The sequence below is a fragment of the Microbacterium sp. p3-SID336 genome, assembly GCF_025143365.1.
Classification (GTDB): Bacteria; Actinomycetota; Actinomycetes; order Actinomycetales; family Microbacteriaceae; genus Microbacterium.
The window spans coordinates 20,528-36,093 of record NZ_JALXPE010000041.1; the positions used below are offsets into that span (position 1 = coordinate 20,528).

The 15,566-nt window shown below is 72.9% G+C and carries 10 protein-coding genes; all 10 read left to right on the top strand.

Features of this window, described 5'->3' with window-relative positions; translation table 11 throughout:
- Window positions 1-9: 9 nt before the first annotated feature.
- Window positions 10-981 carry a MoxR family ATPase gene (locus tag M3C17_RS12910; protein ID WP_259978209.1) on the top strand — a complete coding sequence of 324 codons (972 nt, stop codon included), beginning with the start codon at window positions 10-12 and terminating at the stop codon, window positions 979-981.
- Window positions 981-2,243 carry a DUF58 domain-containing protein gene (locus M3C17_RS12915; RefSeq protein WP_259978210.1) on the top strand — a complete coding sequence of 421 codons (1,263 nt, stop codon included), beginning with the start codon at window positions 981-983 and terminating at the stop codon, window positions 2,241-2,243. Before M3C17_RS12910 ends, M3C17_RS12915 begins: the two co-directional genes overlap by 1 nt.
- On the top strand, window positions 2,240-4,657 hold the full coding sequence (locus tag M3C17_RS12920) for a transglutaminase domain-containing protein (RefSeq protein WP_259978211.1): 2,418 nt from the start codon (window positions 2,240-2,242) through the stop codon (window positions 4,655-4,657). Before M3C17_RS12915 ends, M3C17_RS12920 begins: the two co-directional genes overlap by 4 nt.
- Window positions 4,654-6,126 carry an RDD family protein gene (locus tag M3C17_RS12925; protein WP_259978212.1) on the top strand — a complete coding sequence of 491 codons (1,473 nt, stop codon included), beginning with the start codon at window positions 4,654-4,656 and terminating at the stop codon, window positions 6,124-6,126. Before M3C17_RS12920 ends, M3C17_RS12925 begins: the two co-directional genes overlap by 4 nt.
- Window positions 6,123-6,941, top strand: coding sequence for a PP2C family serine/threonine-protein phosphatase (locus M3C17_RS12930; RefSeq protein ID WP_259978213.1), 819 nt, complete (start codon window positions 6,123-6,125; stop codon window positions 6,939-6,941). Before M3C17_RS12925 ends, M3C17_RS12930 begins: the two co-directional genes overlap by 4 nt.
- Complete coding sequence (locus M3C17_RS12935; protein WP_259978214.1) at window positions 6,941-8,302, top strand: FHA domain-containing protein; 1,362 nt, start codon at window positions 6,941-6,943, stop codon at window positions 8,300-8,302. The genes M3C17_RS12930 and M3C17_RS12935 overlap by 1 nt, the downstream gene beginning before the upstream one ends.
- The gene (locus M3C17_RS12940; protein ID WP_259978215.1) at window positions 8,299-9,981 is read left to right on the top strand and encodes a serine/threonine-protein kinase; all 1,683 of its coding nucleotides are present in this window, start codon (window positions 8,299-8,301) and stop codon (window positions 9,979-9,981) included. Before M3C17_RS12935 ends, M3C17_RS12940 begins: the two co-directional genes overlap by 4 nt.
- Complete coding sequence (locus tag M3C17_RS12945) at window positions 9,978-10,703, top strand: hypothetical protein (protein WP_259978222.1); 726 nt, start codon at window positions 9,978-9,980, stop codon at window positions 10,701-10,703. The genes M3C17_RS12940 and M3C17_RS12945 overlap by 4 nt, the downstream gene beginning before the upstream one ends.
- A complete protein-coding gene (locus tag M3C17_RS12950; protein ID WP_259978224.1) occupies window positions 10,700-15,172 on the top strand; it encodes an FtsK/SpoIIIE domain-containing protein in 4,473 nt (1,490 codons plus the stop codon). Before M3C17_RS12945 ends, M3C17_RS12950 begins: the two co-directional genes overlap by 4 nt.
- A 115-nt stretch (window positions 15,173-15,287) precedes the next feature.
- The coding region (locus M3C17_RS12955; RefSeq protein WP_259978226.1) for a WXG100 family type VII secretion target at window positions 15,288-15,566 on the top strand (279 nt) is incomplete at its 3' end.

Here is a 15,566-nt window from a genome sequence, read left to right on the forward strand (position 1 = left end):
GGACAACCCATGACAATGACCCCCGAGCAGGCCGCCTGGTTCCACGGCACCTTCACGCGCCTGGTGGAGAACGTCGACAAGGCGGTGCAGGGCAAGCGCGAGATCGTCGGCCTGGTGCTCGCCTCGATGCTGGCCGAGGGCCACGTGCTCCTGGAGGACGCGCCAGGCACGGGCAAGACGAGTCTCGCGAAGGCGCTCGCGGCCACCGTGCAGGGCACCAGCGCGCGCATCCAGTTCACGCCCGACCTGCTGCCCTCCGACGTGACCGGTGTCACGATCTACGACCAGCAGTCGCACCGCTTCGAGTTCCACAAGGGGCCGATCTTCGCGTCGATCGTGCTCGCCGACGAGATCAACCGCGCCTCGCCGAAGACCCAGTCCGCGCTGCTCGAGGTGATGGAGGAGTCCCGGGTCACGGTGGACGGCGTCACGCACGAGACCGGCCGCCCGTTCCTCGTGATCGCCACGCAGAACCCGGTCGAGCAGGCCGGAACGTACAAGCTGCCCGAGGCGCAGCTCGACCGCTTCCTCATCAAGACCTCGATCGGCTACCCCGACCTGGCGGTGACCGAGAGCATCCTCGCCGGTGCCTCCGAGCGCAACCCCTCGGCGGGGCTGTCTGCGATCATCACGACCAGCGCGGTGGCCGACATGGCCGACCTCGCCTCGACCGTGCACGTGGAGCCGGCCGTGCTGCGCTATGTGGCGGAGCTCGCTGAGGCGTCTCGCGCCGACAGCGCCATCCGCCTCGGCGTCTCGGTGCGCGGCGCCATCGCCATGGTGCGCATCGCCAAGGTGTGGGCCGCCGCGCAGGGCCGTCACTACGTGCTGCCCGACGACGTCAAGGCGCTCGCGCGGCCCGTGTGGCAGCACCGTCTGCTGCTCGACGCGGAGGCGGAGTTCGCCGGCACCAGCAGCGACACCGTGATCGCGCGCGTGCTCGACGGTGTGGCCGCACCCCAGGCTCGAACGGCGGCCTGATGACCGCGGAGGCACTGCAGGCGCCGCCGGCGTCGACGGACCGCGACGCCGGCTGGCGTGACATCGCGGCCGTCCTCGGCGCGCGGGTCCTGTCGCGCCTCCGGATCATGGCTGCGGCGATCCGCCCGCTCGCGTGGGTGCTGATGGCGCTCGCGGTCGGCTTCTGGCTGCTCGGGCAGCTCGCCGGCTGGGCCGAGTTCACGATCGCCGCCGTGGTGATGGCGATCGCGGTGGCCGTGTGCGCGCTGTTCCTGATCGGGCGCACGGCCTACGACGTGTCGCTCGACCTCGCCAGGACGCGGGTCGTCGTGGGCGAGCGGGCTGTCGGCGCGCTCACTCTCGCGAACCGCGGCACCAGGGCGATCCTGCCCTCGCGCGTCGTGCTGCCCGTCGGCTCGGGCCGCGGCGAGTTCGGCATCCAGCGTCTGGCGCCGGGGGAGGAGGCGGAGGAGCTCTTCGCGATCCCCACGCACCGCCGTGGCGTGGTGAAGGTCGGCCCGGTGAGCGTCGTCCGGGGCGATCCGCTCGGCCTGTTCGAGCGCGCGCACCGGCGGGACGAGCCGGTCGACCTGTTCGTGCACCCGCGCACCGTGCTGTTCGACGGGCAGTCGCTCGGTTACCTGCGCGACCTGGAGGGGCTCCCCGCCGCCGACCTCTCGCGCGACGACGTGTCCTTCCACGCGCTCCTGGAGTATCAGCCCGGCGACGACCTGCGCCACGTGCACTGGCGGTCCACCGCCCGCACCGGCACCATGATGGTGCGTCAGTACGAGGAGACGCGGCGCTCGCACTTCGTGATCGGGCTCTCCCGCGCGCTCGCCGAATACGCGTCGGACGAGGACTTCGAGCTGGCGATCTCGGCCGCGGGGTCGATCGGCCTGCGGGCGCTGCGCGACTCGCAGCGCGTGGACATGCGGGTGCAGGGGCGGGAACTGCCGTCCGGCACCGGCAAGCAGCTGCTCGACTCGCTCTCGGCCGTCGAGGGCAGCAAGCCCAAGGAGGGCGGGCTGCCCGAACTCGCGGGCGTGGTCGCCGCCACGATGCCCCTGGCGAGCGTCGTCGTGCTCGTGTGCGGTTCGCGCGTGCGCCCCGACGACCTGCGCCTCGCGTGCTCGCGACTGCCGTTCGGCGCGAGGGTGCTCGCCGTGGTGACCGACAGCACCGCCACCACCCCGGCGCTGCGCCGCATCGGCGACGCGGACGTCGTGACGGTCGGCGCGCTCGCACAGCTCCCGCTCGCCCTGCAGAAGGTGCTCGCATGACCGCGCCCGCCGCCCCCGCCCCCGCGCCCGCCGCCACCGCGCTCCCGCTGCGCCGCTGGATCCTCGACCTCGGGGCGACCGCGCTGCTCATGCTGACGGCGCTCATCGGCTTCTGGCCCACGTTCGCCGGACCGTCGTTCCTGCCCGCCGTGGTCGGCGGTGTCGTGCTGGGCCTGGCGATCGCGGCGGTCTCGGCCTGGCGCCGCTGGGGAATCCTGATCGTGGCGGGGCTCACGGTCGCGGCCTACTTCGTGTTCGGCGGGGCGCTCGCCCTCCCGCACACCGCGATCCTCGGTGTCATCCCGTCGCTGGAGACCCTGCAGAAGCTCGCGCTCGGCACGGTCACGTCGTGGAAGCAGCTGCTCACCACGGTCGCACCGGTCGCCGCCGCCGACGGGCACCTGGTCGCACCGTTCCTGCTGGCGCTCGTGGCCTCGGTGCTCACCGCGTCTCTCGCGCTGCGCCTGCGGGTCGTCGCCTGGGCGCTGATCCCCGCGGGCGTGCTGCTGATGCTGGTGATCGCGCTGGGCACCCCCGAGCCCGCGTTCCCGCTCGTGCAGGGTCTCGTGTTCGCCGTCGTGAGCATGGCGTGGATGGCCCTGCGTCAGCTGTGGGCGCCGCAGAACATGGCCGTGTCGGTGAGCGAGGTCGACCCCTCCCGCGCGGCCCACATGCGCATGCGGCGGCTGCTCGCCGGGGTGGCGGTGCTCGCGGTGGCCGGCGGGGCCGGTGTCGCCACGAGCGCCATCGCCGCGCCTGCGCAACCGCGCCACGTGTTCCGCGACGTGATCATCCCGCCGTTCGACATCCGCGACTACCCGAGCCCGCTGCAGGCGTTCCGCAAGAACGTCCGCGACGAGGCCGAGGAGACCCTGTTCACCGTGCAGGGCCTGCCGAAGGGCGGCCGCATCCGCACCGCCGTGATGGATCAGTTCGACGGCATGGTCTACAACGTGACCGACGGCGGCCCGACCTCGTCGAGCGCGTTCGCGCCGCTCCGGTCGAACATGGCCCCGGAGGCCGAGGGCATCCCCGTCACGCTGAAGATCGCGATCGACGAGTACCGCGGGGTGTGGATGCCGACCGCAGGGCAGCTCGCCGAGATCCGCTTCGACGGCGACCGGGCGGAGGAGCTGCGCCGCGGCACCTACGTGAACACCTCCACGGGCACCGCGGTGGCCACGCCGACGCTGGAGAAGGGCGACGAGTACGCGGTCGACGCCGTGCTGGCGACGCAGCCGGACGACGAACAGCTCGCCGAAGTGGCGTTCGGTCGCGTGACCATGCCCAAGCCGAGCAACGTGCCGGAGGAGCTCACCTCTCTCGCGGCCGAGACCGTGTCCGGCGCGGAGAGCCCGATCGAACAGGTGCGCGCGCTGGAGAACTTCCTGTCCGAGGGCGGCTTCTTCAGCCACGGCCTCGAGGGCGAGGTGCTGTCCCGCGCCGGGCACACGGCCGAGCGCATCTCGACCCTGGTGGGCGCCGACCAGATGATCGGCGACGACGAGCAGTACGCCGTGGCGATGGCGCTGCTGGCCGGGCAGCTCGACATCCCCGCACGGGTCGTCATGGGCTACTACCCCGACGAGGAGCAGGCGGGCGAGGCCGTGTTCGAGGCCACGGGCGACAACGTGCACGCCTGGGTCGAGGTGAACTTCGAGGGGGTGGGCTGGGTCACGTTCAACCCGACGCCGCCCGAGGACCAGGTGCCGAACGACCAGAACACCAAGCCGCGGGTGGACCCGAAGCCGCAGGTGCTGCAGCCGCCGCCCCCGCCGCAGGAGCCGGTGGACCTGCCGCCGACGCTGCCCGACGATCGTGAGTCCGAGGACGAGAGCCTGAACCTCGCGGGCATCATCGGCGCGATCCTGCTGATCGGCGGGATCTCGCTGGCCGTGATCGCGCTGCTGATGTCGCCGTTCATCGTGATCGGCGCGTGGAAGGCCGCGCGTCGGCGCTCGCGCCGGTCCGCGGCCCGCACCGCCGACCGCATCAGCGGCGGGTGGGACGTGCTGACCGATCGGGCAGTGGACTACGGCGCCCCGCTCGCACAGGGCGGAACGCGGGGCGAGGAGGCCGCCGTGGTGGCTTCCTCCCTGGCCGTGCCGCAGGTGACCGCGCTGGCGGACCGTGCGGACGCCGAGGTGTTCGGGCCGACGGAGCCGAGTCCGGAGGACGTGGACGCGTTCTGGCAGGAGGTCGATGAGATCGTCGGCGGCTTGGGCGCGGAGGCCGGGTTCTGGAAGCGCACCAAGGCGCGCCTGAGCCTGCGTTCGCTGCTCGGCGGGACCGCCGTCTCGCAGGGCCTGCAGAACCTGAAGGATGCGGCAGCCGCGCGCGTGCGCCGCGAACCTGGCACCATCGACAGCAAGCAGGACACGACGCCGTCGTCCTCCGAGAGGGAGACCCCATGACGCAGCCCGCGCTCGCACAGATCGCGCCGATCTCCCGCCGCGCCATCGCCTACCTCATCGATGCGGCGATCGCCGCCGGCCTGGGCATCCTCTTCGGCGGCGGCCTGCTGGTCGCCACCTCCCTCTCCGGAAGCCTGGAGGCGTCTCTGCTGACGCTCCTGATCGGCGGCCCGATCGTGAGCCTCCTGCTCCTCGCCTGGTTCGTGGTCTACACGGCCATGCAGGCGGGTCGCGGGTCGATCGGCATGCGCGCGCAGGGGCTGCGGCTCGTGCGCGCGGCGGACGGCTCGCCCCTCGGTTTCGGGCGAGCCCTGCTGCGCAACCTCGTCTTCGGGCTGGCCGGCGCGATCGTGGTGGGCTACTTCAGCCCGCTGTTCGACGGCAGCGGACGGTTCCAGGGCTGGCACGACAAGGCCGTGGGCGCGCTGATGCTCGACGCCAGGGTCGCAGCGCCCGAGCCGGAGCCGGAGCCCGAGCCGGTGGAAGAGGCCCCGCCGCTGCTGCCCGCTCCGTCGTTCGAGCGGCTGCCACCGGCGCCCATGCCCGGGTTCGCGCCCGCCGGATCTGCCGCCGAGGCCTCCGCGTCGGCCGCCTCGGTCCCTGCCGCCGCGGCTCCCGCGGTTCCTCCGTCCGACTCGGGCATGATCGCGTACGTCCCGGGGATCACACAGGACTCGCGCCCCGCGCGGCCGGCCGCTCCCGCGGCCCCGGCGGCTCCCGCGCGCGCCGCGGATCGTTCTGCGGCGTCCACCCCCGTGGCAGGGACCCCGCTGGCACCGCGCTCCGGCGCAGGTGCCGGTGCCGGGTCGGTCCCCCCGGCTCCGCCGCTGCCCGCGACGCCTCCTGCGGCCGCGGCGGCTCCTGCCGCTGCGTCTGCTGCTCCCGCCACGCCGTCCGCCATTTCGGCTCCGTCGGCGGCCCCCGCTGCTCCCGCTCCGGCTCCTGCGGCCCCGGCTTCGGCCCTGTCGGCCGCTGCTCCGGCTCAGGCCCCGTCGGCCCCGGCCGCTGCGGCTCCGGCCACCCCGTCCTCCACCCCGGCTCCGGCACCGGCTTCTGCCGATCCCGCCACCCCGGCCCCCGCGGCCGCCCCGGCACCCGCCGCCCCCGATGCCGACGACCTGGAGGAGACGCGCATCAGCATCCCCGGGCACCGGCTGGTGTTCACGTGGGACGACGGCACGCGCATCCCGGTGTCGCGCCGCACGGTGTTCGGTCGCAACCCGGCCGTGGAGGAGGGCGCCGTGATCGTGCCGGTGCGCGACGAGACGCTGTCGCTGTCGAAGACGCACTTCGAGGCCGCCTCGGAGACGTCGGGCGGCTGGGTGCTCGACCGCCACTCGACCAACGGCCTCACGATCGTCCGCGACGGGCAGCGCATCGCGTGCCCGGCCGGCCAGCGCGTGCCGATCCGGCTCGGCGACGTGATCGAGATCGGCGATCGCGTCGTCATGGTGGGAGGCTACGCATGAGCGTCCCGCTGGTGGTCTCCACGGGGGCGGCGACCCATTCGGGGCTGCGCCGCCCGCTGAACGAGGACTCCTACATGGCGAGTCCGCCGCTGTTCCTGGTCGCCGACGGCATGGGCGGCCACGAGGCGGGGGAGCGCGCGAGCGCCACCGTGATCGACGAGTTCGCCCGCTACATCGGCCGCGTGGATCTGGAGCTCGACGATCTGCTCGACGCACTGACCCGCGCCCGCTCCGCCGTGGAGGCGCTCTCCACCGCAGGGAACGGCCGTGCGGGCACCACGCTCAGCGGCGTGGTCGTGGCGTCGGTCGAGGGCATGGGCTACTGGCTCACGGTGAACATCGGCGACTCGCGCACCTACCGCTTCGCGGACGGCGAGCTCGAGCAGATCAGCGTCGACCACTCCGTCGTGCAGGAGCTCATCGAATCGGGCGAGCTCACCGCGGAGGAGGCCGCCCACGACCGTCGCCGCAACATCATCACGCGGGCCATCGGGGCGAGCAGCACGGGCGACGCCGACTACTGGCTGTTCCCCGCCGAGCTCGGCGATCGGATGCTGATCTGCTCCGACGGACTCACGACCGAGGTGCCGGACGCCCGCATCGCGGAGATCCTGGGCTCGGAGCCCGACCCGCAGCGCGCCGCCGACATCCTCGTCGACGAGGCCGTGCAGGCCGGCGGACGGGACAACATCACCGTGGTCGTCGTCGATGCGGTGTCGGTGGCCTCGCGCCCCGGCACGCGCCTGCTGTCCGACGACACCGACATCGACGCCGACACGCGCCCGCGCGAGGCCGCAGCAGGAGGGGTTCGCTGATGCAGACGATCTATCGACCGGGGCAGTGGTATCTGATCGTGATCCCGGGTGCCCTGGTGGCGCTGCCGCCGGACGTGCCCGGTGCCACGGTCTCGACGCTGTGGGAGCGTCTTCCCGGGGAGCGCAGCCTCGCGACCGTGATCGACGTGCTCACGACGCAGGCGGGCGGCTCCTTCGCCGACATGCCCTCCTTCGTCGCGGCGGTGCGGGAGGGCACGGATGCGCGCGTGGCCGTGCGGGGTGCTCTGACGGTGCGGGTGACGGGTGCCGACGCGGAGGGCGAGCGGTTCTCCGGTGCCGATGTCACCACGTGGAGCGAGCGCTTCGTGCCCGGTGCCTCCGCGGTCGAGATCACCGTGGACGGCGAGGGCTCCGACACGGCGCTGCCCGTGCACACCGGAATCGTCCTGGCGTCCGCCGTGACGGCGGAGCTGGAGCCCACGGATGCCGAGGCGATCACGGGTGCCGCGGGACCGGCGCCCGTGCTGTCCGAGGCGCCGCGCCCGTCCGCGCAGGCCCCGTCGGCGCAGACCCCGTCCGCCCCGGTCGCCGGCACCGCGGTTCCGCTGCCGCCGCCTGCCGGCGTGCCCACCGCCGACTCCGCGGCTGCCGACTCCGCAGCAGCAGCCGCAGCCGCAGCCGCAGCCGCTGCCGACGAGGCTCCCACCTCCGTGGACGAGCCCGTCGAGGCGCCGCAGGGCGAGGAGTCCGCGACCGCCGCCGAGGCCGTGCCCGACGCGACCCTCGTGCCCACCGAGGCCACACTCGCGCCGCCGGTCGACGAGTTCGACCACCTGTGGGGTGCCACCGTGCACACGCCCATCGAGGCGGCCGCCGTGCGTCCGCCGGAGGAGCCGGAGGTTCCGGTCGAGCCCACCGCCGCCGAGGCCGCGGCAGCGGGCGACCACGACGGCTCGACCATCTCGGCCGCCGAGCTCCGCGACCTGCGCCAGCAGCCCGCCGCGGCTCCGGACGCGCCGACCGAGGTCATCCCGGTCGCGCCGCCCGCACCCTCCGCGGCGGCGGGCCGCATCCGCGTCTCGACCGGCCAGGTCGTCGCGCTCGACCGCACCGTCATCATCGGCCGCCGTCCGCGGTCCACGCGGGCGAGCGGTGCGAGCCTTCCGCACCTCATCGCGGTGGAGAGCCCGCAGCAGGACATCTCGCGCAGCCACCTCGAAGTGCGGCCCGAGGGCGACACCGTCGTGGTGATCGACCTGCACACCACCAACGGGTCCACGCTGCTGCGTCCGGGCGCCGACCCGTTGCGACTGCACCCGGGCGAGCAGACCCTGGTGCTGTCCGGCGACGTGGTCGATCTCGGCGACGGAGTGACCGTCGCGTTCGAGGACCTGCCGTGAGTCGCCGCCCTTCGCCGCCGCCCGCCCTTCCCGGCTTCACCTACGTGGAGCCGCTGGGCACCGGCGGCTTCGCCGACGTCTTCCTGTACGAGCAGGAGATGCCGCGGCGTCGCGTCGCGGTGAAGGTGCTGCTCGCCGACCGGATCTCGAGCGGCGCGGCTCAGGAGTTCGCCGACGAGGCCAACGTGATGGCGATGCTGTCCACGCATCCCGCCATCGTCACGATCTACCAGGCCGGAGTCGCCGGTGACGGGCGCCCGTACCTCGTCATGGAGTACTGCCCGCGGCCGAACCTGCAGCTGCGCTCGCGCAAGGAGCCGTTCTCGGTCGCCGAAGCGCTGCGCGTCGGCATCCAGGTGGCAGGCGCCGTGGAGACCGCGCACCGGGCAGGCGTGCTGCACCGCGACATCAAGCCCGCGAACATCCTGGTCACCGAGTACAACCGGCCCGCGCTCACCGACTTCGGCATCGCCTCCACGACGGGTGCGACGGGCGAGGCCTCCGGGATGTCGATCCCGTGGTCGCCGCCGGAGTCGTTCGCCGAGCCGCCGCAGAGCGGACCGCGCACCGACGTGTGGGCCCTCGGCGCGACGCTGTACACCCTGCTCGCGGGGCGTTCGCCGTTCGAGCGTCCGGGTGAGCGCAACTCCAGCGCCGACCTGATCGAGCGCATCGAGCGTGCGGCGCTGCCCGCGCTCGGGCGGCCGGACTCGCCGGAGAGCCTGCAGCGGCTGCTGGAGCGCGCGATGGCGAAGAACCCGGACGACCGCTTCCCGAGCGCCGTCGCCTTCGCCCGTGCGCTGCAGAAGGTGCAGATCGAGCTGTCGCACTCGGTGACGCCGATCGACATCGTCGACGACCACCCGCCCGCGGAGGATCTCGACGACGACAACGACGGGCTGACGCGGGTGCGCGAGATCGTCAGCATCGATCCGCACGTGTCGACGTCGACCCGCCCGTCCGCCGCCACGCAGCCGAAGGGCCCGTCGGCCGCGCTGCCGGACGCCCCGCGGTTCGAGATGCCGCCGCGCCCCGAGCTCGACGTGGAGCAGACGCAGCGCCGCGACGGAGGCGCCGCCGCCGCTGCGGCGGCCGCGGTCCCGTCCGCTCCGGCCTCGCCCGCGCCCGACCGCGACGACCGCACGATCCTCCGCCCGCCGCAGGTCGTCCAGCCCGAGGCCCCCGCGCCCGCCGCGCCGGAGCCGGCATCCGCACCCCCGCGCGCCCCGGAGACGGACACCGCCGCGGGCGCGCAGCCGCGCCGCTCGCGCACCGGGATGTGGATCGGCCTGGCCGCTGCCGCCGTGGTCGTGGTGGTCGGCGGCATCGTGGGCCTCAACGTGCTGGTGTCCGGCCTCGCGCCCGCTCCGGCCCCCGAGAACACGGAGGCAGCCGTCGACCCGCAGGACCCGGTCTCCGACGCGGTGCCCAAGGTCACCGAGCTCACGGGTGTCCGTGCGGGCGAGCAGGTCACGTTCACGTGGCAGAACCCCGACCCGCGTGAGGACGACAGCTACATCTGGACCGAGACCGGAGGCGCGGCCGACGCTGCCGTGAAGCAGGCCGCGGAGGAGACCGTGACCTTCACCCCTGCGGCGGCCGGCGAGGTGTGCATCGAGGTCATGCTGCGGCGCGGCGACGGCCGGGCGTCCGAACCCGTCACGGGGTGTGTCGGGTGACCGGGGGCGCGGGGGTCACGGTCGAGTTCGCGGGCGAGTACTACCCGATCGAGCAGGGCAGTCGCTTCGTGGTGGGGCGCGAGGGCGACCTGGCGCTCGACGACAACCTGTTCCTGCACCGGCACTTCCTGGAGATCAGCGAGGGCGACGGGTTGTGGTGGCTGACGAACATCGGCACCCGGCTCACGGCCACGGTCACCGATTCCGCGGGCGGAGTGCAGGCGTGGCTGGCGCCTGGCGCGCGGCTGCCGCTGGTGTTCGAGACGACCACGGTGGTGTTCAGCGCGGGTCCCACCACCTACGAACTGGTGCTGCACGCCGCGGAGCCGGCGTTCCGCGCGACCAAGCGCGACTACGACGACGACGGCATGTCCACGATCGGGGATGTGCCGCTCACGCTGAGCCAGAAGCTGCTGATCCTGGCGCTGGCCGAGCCGCAGCTGCGTCGTGACGGCACCGGCATGAGCGAGATCCCGTCCTCGGCGAAGGCCGCGGAGCGCCTGGGATGGACCGTCACCCGCTTCAACCGCAAGCTCGACAACGTGTGCGACAAGTTCGACCGCGTCGGGGTGCCAGGGATGCGCGGCGGGCAGCGCAGCTTCGCCACGAACCGCCGGGCGCGGCTCGTGGAGCACGTGATCGCGTCGCGGCTCGTGACGAAGGACGACCTCCCGCTGCTGGACGCACCGCAGCCGAGTGAGGCAGAGGGAGACAACGAGTGAAGGTACGGCTGACGCTGCTGCGCCAGGGTGCGGCATCCAGCGACATCGAGGTCACGGCCGAGAGCACCGCGACGATCGGCGACATCGCGGCGATGATCGTGCGCGCCGACCCGCTCGGAGCGTTCGCGCATGCCGACCCGTCGGCCGTGACGCTGGAGGCCTACAGCTCCGTCGTGTCCGGCGCGGGCGACCTGCTCGCCCCCGAGTCCACGTTCGCGCACGTCGGCCTCGCCCACGGCGCGACCGTGCGCGTCGTGCCAGCCTCGTACGAACAGCGACCGGTGGTCGGGCGCCTGGAGGTCGGCGCAGGCCAGGGAGCGCGCTCGATCGCCCTCACCCGCGGCACGATCGTGCTCGGCCGCGACGAGTCCTGCGACGTCGTGATCGACGATCCGCTCGTGTCGAAGAAGCACGCGCGACTGGAGATCGGCGATCGCGTCGAGCTGATCGACCTCAACTCCGCGAACGGCATCCTCGTGGACGGCGCCTCCGTGGTGCGGCTGGTCGCGGCGGAGGGCGAGCTCGCGGTCGTGCTGGGCGACACCCCCGTCCGCGTGCAGGTGGAGACCGGCGTCGCCGGGCCCACCACGGCCGAGGCGTCCATCCGCCAGGTGGAGTTCGTGCGCTCGCCCCGCGTGGAGGAGCGCTACCTCGGCGAGGAGCTCGACGGCACCGACTTGCCCGTCCCCGCCCGCAAGCAGCCGTTCCCGCTGCTGACCCTGGTGGCGCCGCTGCTCATGGGCGGCGCGATGTACTTCTTCACGCAGAGCATCCTCTCGATCATGTTCGTGGCGCTCTCCCCGCTGCTCATGATCGGCACCTGGCTGACGACGAAGAACCAGCAGAAGCGCGAGCTGGAGGAGGACAAGAAGCGTTTCGAGGAACAGCTCGAACGGCTGGAGGCGCGGCTGCAGAGCGAGCGGGAGCGGGAGATCGACGTGCGGCGCCGCGAGGTGCCGCTGCTCCGCGAGGTCAGCGATGCCGCGCTCGCCGCCGGGCCCCTGATCTGGACCCGCCGCACCGAGCATTGGTCGTTCCTGCACGTGCGCCTCGGCATCGGCGACACCGGCTCGCGCAGCTCGGTCAAGGACTCGAACGGCCGCGATCGCGCGATCCCCGAGTACGTGGAGAAGCTCGACGCGGTGGTCGACGCCACGCGGATCGTGCCGCAGGTTCCGATCCTGGAGGACCTGACGGATGTCGGCGCCCTCGGCATCGCCGGGCTCGGCGGTCGCTCGACCGGCTACGCCAGGGCACTGCTCGCACAGCTCACCGGACTGCACGCGCCCGCCGACCTCGGCGTCGTGGGCCTGTGGGGTCCGCGCTGGGGCGCCCAGCTCGCCGATGCCAAGTGGCTGCCGCATGCGTGGTCCGCGCAGGCCGTGCTCGGCGTGCAGCCCATCGGCGACGGGCCGACGTCCGCGGGTCAGATCGTCGCGCGGCTGGAGGAGCTCATCGCCACGCGGTCGACCCGGAGCGGCGACGCCGTGGAGCTCGGGGCGCTGGAGGCCGAGAAGGCCGCGACCAACAGCGGTTCGAAGGTCGGAGAGGACTCCCGCAACCGTCACGACGCCGTGCCGAAGCCGGCGATCGTCGTGCTGATCGCGCCGGACGCCCCCGTCGACCGCGGGCGCCTGATCCAGCTCTCGGAGCGGGCGGCCTCCCGCGGCATCTTCCCGGTGTGGCTGACGGAGGACACCGCGTCCCTCCCCGCCTCCTGCCGCACGTTCGTGCAGCTCGCCGCGACCGACAGTGCCCACTTCGTGCGACTCGGCGAGGTGATCGACGACCTCGCGGTGGACGAGCTCACCCGCGAGCAGTTCGCGGTGTTCGCGAGGGCGCTGGCCCGGCTCACCGACGCGGGCGAGGTGGCGCTCGACCGCAGCGACGTGCCGCGCACGATCTCGATGCTGCACCTGCTGGGCCGCGACATGGCCACGCAGCCGGAGAGCGTGGTCGACCGGTGGACGCAGAACGACTCGCTGCACTCGCGCCGCAAGGTCGGGTCCGCACGGCGGTACCAGCCCAAGCTCCGTGCCCTCGTCGGCGCCGGTGCCGAGGGGGCGCTCCAGCTCGACCTGCGGCAGCAGGGCCCGCACGCCCTGGTCGGCGGCACGACCGGTTCGGGTAAGAGCGAGTTCCTGCAGGCGTGGGTGCTGGGCATGGCGACCGAGTACAGCCCGGAGCGTCTCACCTTCCTGTTCGTGGACTACAAGGGCGGCTCGGCGTTCGCGGACTGCGTGAGCCTTCCCCACTGCGTCGGCATCGTGACCGACCTCAACGAGCACCTCGTGCGCCGGGTGCTGGTGAGCCTCCGCGCGGAGCTGCACTATCGCGAGCACCTGTTCAACCGGAAGAAGGCCAAGGACATCCTGGAGCTGGAGCGCGCGGGCGACCCGCAGGCCCCGCCGGCCCTCGTGCTCGTGATCGACGAGTTCGCCGCGCTCGCCAAGGAGGTCCCGGAGTTCGTGGACGGCGTGATCGACATCGCTCAGCGCGGTCGCTCGCTCGGCATCCACCTGATCATGGCGACGCAGCGTCCTGCCGGTGTCATCAAGGACAACCTGCGGGCGAACACGAACCTCCGCGTCGCGCTGCGCATGGCCGATGAGACCGACAGCAACGACGTCATCGGCACGAAGGACGCGGCGCTGTTCGACCCGGGCACGCCCGGTCGCGGTATCGCGAAGACGGGTCCCGGCCGCATGACGCTGTTCCAGTCCGCGTACTCGGGCGGATGGAGCCTCGGCGAGAGCGACAGCACGGACGTCGCCATCGCCGCGTTCGGCAGCACGGACCAGGGCTCGTGGGAGCTGCCGATCGACGAGAGCGCCGTGGTGGTGGACGAGGATCTGGGCCCGAACGACCAGCAGCGGCTGGTGAGCACGATGGTCCTCGCGGCGCAGGCGGCCCAGGTCGCGCAGCCCCGGCGGCCGTGGCTGGACGAGCTGGCCCCGACCTTCGACCAGCTCAAGCTGCCGCAGCGCACGGACGCGGCGCTGCTGCTCGGCGTGATCGACGAGCCCGAGCGGCAGGAGCAGGTGCCGTTCCACTTCCTGCCCGACACCGAGGGTCATATGGTGATCTACGGCACCAGCGGCTCCGGCAAGTCCGCGGCCCTGCGCACGCTCGCGGTGTCGGCGGGCATCACGCCGCGCGGCGGACCCGTGCAGGTGTACGGGCTCGACTTCGGCTCCGGCGCTCTGCGCATGCTGGAGCCGCTGCCGCACGTCGGCTCGGTCATCTCGGGCGACGACGCCGAGCGCGTGGCACGGCTGTTCGCCACGCTGCGCCAGGAGCTGGACCGCCGCGGGGACGCCTATTCGGCGGTGGGCGCGGCGACCCTCACCGAGTACCGGCAGCTCTCCGGCAAGACCGACGAGCCGCGCATCCTCGTGCTGATCGACGGGTTCGCGGCGTTCCGCAACGACTACGAGGCGGTGATCGGCCGCACCGACACGTACAACGCGCTGCAGGAGGTGCTGTCGGACGGTCGTGCGGTCGGCATCCACGTGGTGCTGTCGGCCGACCGCTTCCAGAGCATCCCGAGCGCGCTGAACGCGATGCTGCAGCGCCGGGTGGTGCTGCGCATGGCCGACACGGACGCGTACAACATCCTGAACGTCCCGAAGGACGTGCTGACGCCCGAGTCGGTGCCCGGCCGCGCGATCGTGGGCGAGAACGAGGCGCAGATCGCGATCATCGGCGGCACCCGCAGCATGAAGGAGCAGTCCCTGGCGATCGAGCGGATGGCGGCGTCCATGTCCCGCCGCGGCGTGCCGGACGCCCCGCCCGTGCGCGCGCTGCCGCTCCGCTACGGCGTGGAGGAGATCCCGGCCACGGTCGGCGACCAGCTCGTGGTGGGTCTGGCCGACAGCGACCTGGGTCCGTTCGGCATCGAGCCGACCGGCACGTTCGTGATCGCCGGGCCCCCCGCGAGCGGCAAGAGCAACGCGCTGGCCGCCATCGCACAGCAGGTGCTGCGGGCCCGCCCCGGCACGCCGACGCTGTTCCTCGGCTCGACGCGATCCCCGGCCCGTGCGGCGGTCACCTGGACCTCGACGGCAGCGGACGGCATCAGCGGCACCGCGGCCGTGGCGGAGATCGTGGAGAAGGCCGAGCAGGGCCTGAAGCCCGTCGTGGCCGTGGAGGGAGTGGCCGAGTTCGCCTCGTCGCTGCTGGAGATGCCGCTGTCCGACCTCGTCAAGCGCGCGACCAGGGGCGAGCTGCTGCTGCTGTTCACGGGTGACACGAGCGAGTGGACGAGCAACTTCGGGCTGCTCGGCGAGATCAAGCAGGCCCGGCGCGGTGTCGTGCTGCAGCCGGAGACCATCGACGGCGAGCTGGTGCTCAAGGCGCCGCTGCCGCGGATCGGCCGGGGCGAGTTCCCGGTGGGCAGGGCCGTGCTCGCGCAGCGCGGCAAGATCGTGCGGGTGCAGTTCCCGCTCGTGATCCCGGAGACGGTGTGAGAGGCCGTCCCGGATTCATGGGGACTTCTCCCCATGTGCAGGGCAGCGCCCCTTCGTTACTCTCGAAGGACAAGAACACCTCCGGCACCCGCCGGGGCGACCGGAAGGTAACACCATGACGAACCTCAAAGTCAGCTACGCCGACATGAAGGACGCTGCTGGCCGTCTCCGCACGGGCCAGCAGGAGATCGAGACCCAGCTGAAGAACCTGCGTGCCTACGTGTCGCAGCTCGTCTCGGGCGGCTTCGTGACCACGTCCGCCTCTGGCGCGTTCGACGCGTCCTACGCGCAGTTCAACCAGGGCGCGACCGCGACCATCGCCGGTATCGAGGGCATGGCCCGCTTCCTCGACGTGGCGGCCCAGTCGCTGCAGTCGACCGACGAGCAGCTGGCC

What these genes read in the sequence shown, in the direction of transcription:
- M3C17_RS12925 (WP_259978212.1), top strand. Translation starts at nt 4,654, where the DNA reads ATGACGCAGCCCGCGCTCGCACAGATCGCGCCGATCTCCCGCCGCGCC.
- M3C17_RS12915 (WP_259978210.1), top strand. Translation starts at nt 981, where the DNA reads ATGACCGCGGAGGCACTGCAGGCGCCGCCGGCGTCGACGGACCGCGAC.
- M3C17_RS12930 (WP_259978213.1), top strand. Translation starts at nt 6,123, where the DNA reads ATGAGCGTCCCGCTGGTGGTCTCCACGGGGGCGGCGACCCATTCGGGG.
- M3C17_RS12935 (WP_259978214.1), top strand. Translation starts at nt 6,941, where the DNA reads ATGCAGACGATCTATCGACCGGGGCAGTGGTATCTGATCGTGATCCCG.
- M3C17_RS12920 (WP_259978211.1), top strand. Translation starts at nt 2,240, where the DNA reads ATGACCGCGCCCGCCGCCCCCGCCCCCGCGCCCGCCGCCACCGCGCTC.
- M3C17_RS12910 (WP_259978209.1), top strand. Translation starts at nt 10, where the DNA reads ATGACAATGACCCCCGAGCAGGCCGCCTGGTTCCACGGCACCTTCACG.